The 1,376-nt window shown below is 52.4% G+C and carries 2 protein-coding genes; both read right to left on the bottom strand.

The features are described from left to right. Window positions 1-92: 92 nt before the first annotated feature. Entirely contained in the window at window positions 93-272 is a 180-nt protein-coding gene (gene rpsU / locus ACR0P9_RS12650; protein ID WP_087016608.1) for a 30S ribosomal protein S21, read from the bottom strand. 137 nt (window positions 273-409) lie between these two features. Beyond that, window positions 410-1,376, bottom strand: a 967-nt coding sequence (locus ACR0P9_RS12645) for a class I tRNA ligase family protein (RefSeq protein WP_432620686.1), incomplete at its 5' end; no start/stop codon positions are given.

Here is a 1,376-nt window from a genome sequence, read left to right as displayed (position 1 = left end):
TCAGTTTGCCCGAAACCGGCGAAAGTATGCGCCGTTCAGGCATCAAAAAACACCGGAACAGTTTCCCATTCCGGTGCTGTTTGAGCAAGTAATTAATACTTTCTTCTCTTTGCGCGAGCCGCCTCGGACTTCTTACGGCGCTTTACGCTTGGGCTCTCATAATGCTCACGCTTGCGAAGCTCGGAAAGCACACCCGCCTTTGCGCACGATCTCTTAAATCTTCTCAGTGCGCTGTCGAGAGACTCGTTTTCCTTTACGCGGATTTCCGACATTGTTTTCCCTCCCTCCGCGCGTTGCCAATAAACGCTTATGCTTATGCATCGGCATAATGCCGTGTATATATTATATCGTTTTCATGGTGCGGTGTCAAGCACAAGTTTCAGAAATCTGCAAAAACCTGTACAAGCCCTTACTTGACAACGAGATTGATGATTTTGTTCGGCACAACGATAGATTTTACCACGTTTTTGCCGTTAATGGCGTTCTGTACCTTGGTGTCTGCCAGAGCGATCTCCAGAGCCTGCTCCTTCGGGCAGTCCATCGGGAGCGTTACGGTGCCCTTAACCTTGCCGTTTACCTGAACAGCAATCGTGACAGAAGACTCTACAGTCTTGCTCTCATCGAAGCTCGGCCAGGTGTGCAGGCTGAGCAGATCCGTCTCGCCCATCATCTGCCACAGCTCTTCCGTGACATGCGGTGCGAACGGGTTGAGCAGCGCGAGCAGAGTCTTGTACTCTGCACGGTTGACGCCCTTCTCGGTCAGCTGATTGAGCAGGGTCATCATCTGTGCGATAGCCGTGTTCATCTTCAGGTTTTCAATGTCCTCGGAAACCTTCTGGATGGTGCGGTGCATCGCAACCATATTTGCCTCGCTGTATTCGTCGCCCGGCTGTACCTTGTCAAACAGGTTCCAAATACGCTCTACGAAGCGGCGGCAGCCCTTGATGGCCTTCGGAGACCAAGCAGCGGACTTCTCGAAGTCACCGATGAACATCTCGTACAGACGCATGGTATCTGCGCCGTACTCGTCAATGGTCTCATCCGGGTTGACAACGTTGCCCAGAGACTTGGACATCTTAACAACCGGATGGTTTGCCATCTCGCCGTACTTCTCTGCCAGATGCTTCTGTGCAGCTTCTTCCGAACCATACTCTTCGAGCAGCTTCTTCTTTTCTTCTTCCGGCAGATAGGCAAAGTTGTGCGGGTTCTGACCCAGAATCATGCCGTGGCTGGTGCGCTTCTTGTACGGCTCCTTGTACGGAACAACGCCGATGTCGTACAGGAACTTGTGCCAGAAACGAGAGTACAGCAGATGCAGCGTGGTGTGCTCCATGCCGCCGTTGTACCAGTCAACCGGTCCCCAATACTCCAGAGCT

Origin of the sequence: Butyricicoccus sp., assembly GCF_050872565.1 — a bacterium.
Classification (GTDB): Bacteria; Bacillota; Clostridia; order Oscillospirales; family Butyricicoccaceae; genus Butyricicoccus_A.
Note: the sequence above shows the minus strand (reverse complement) of the source record. Positions and strands in the feature narration are given on the sequence as shown.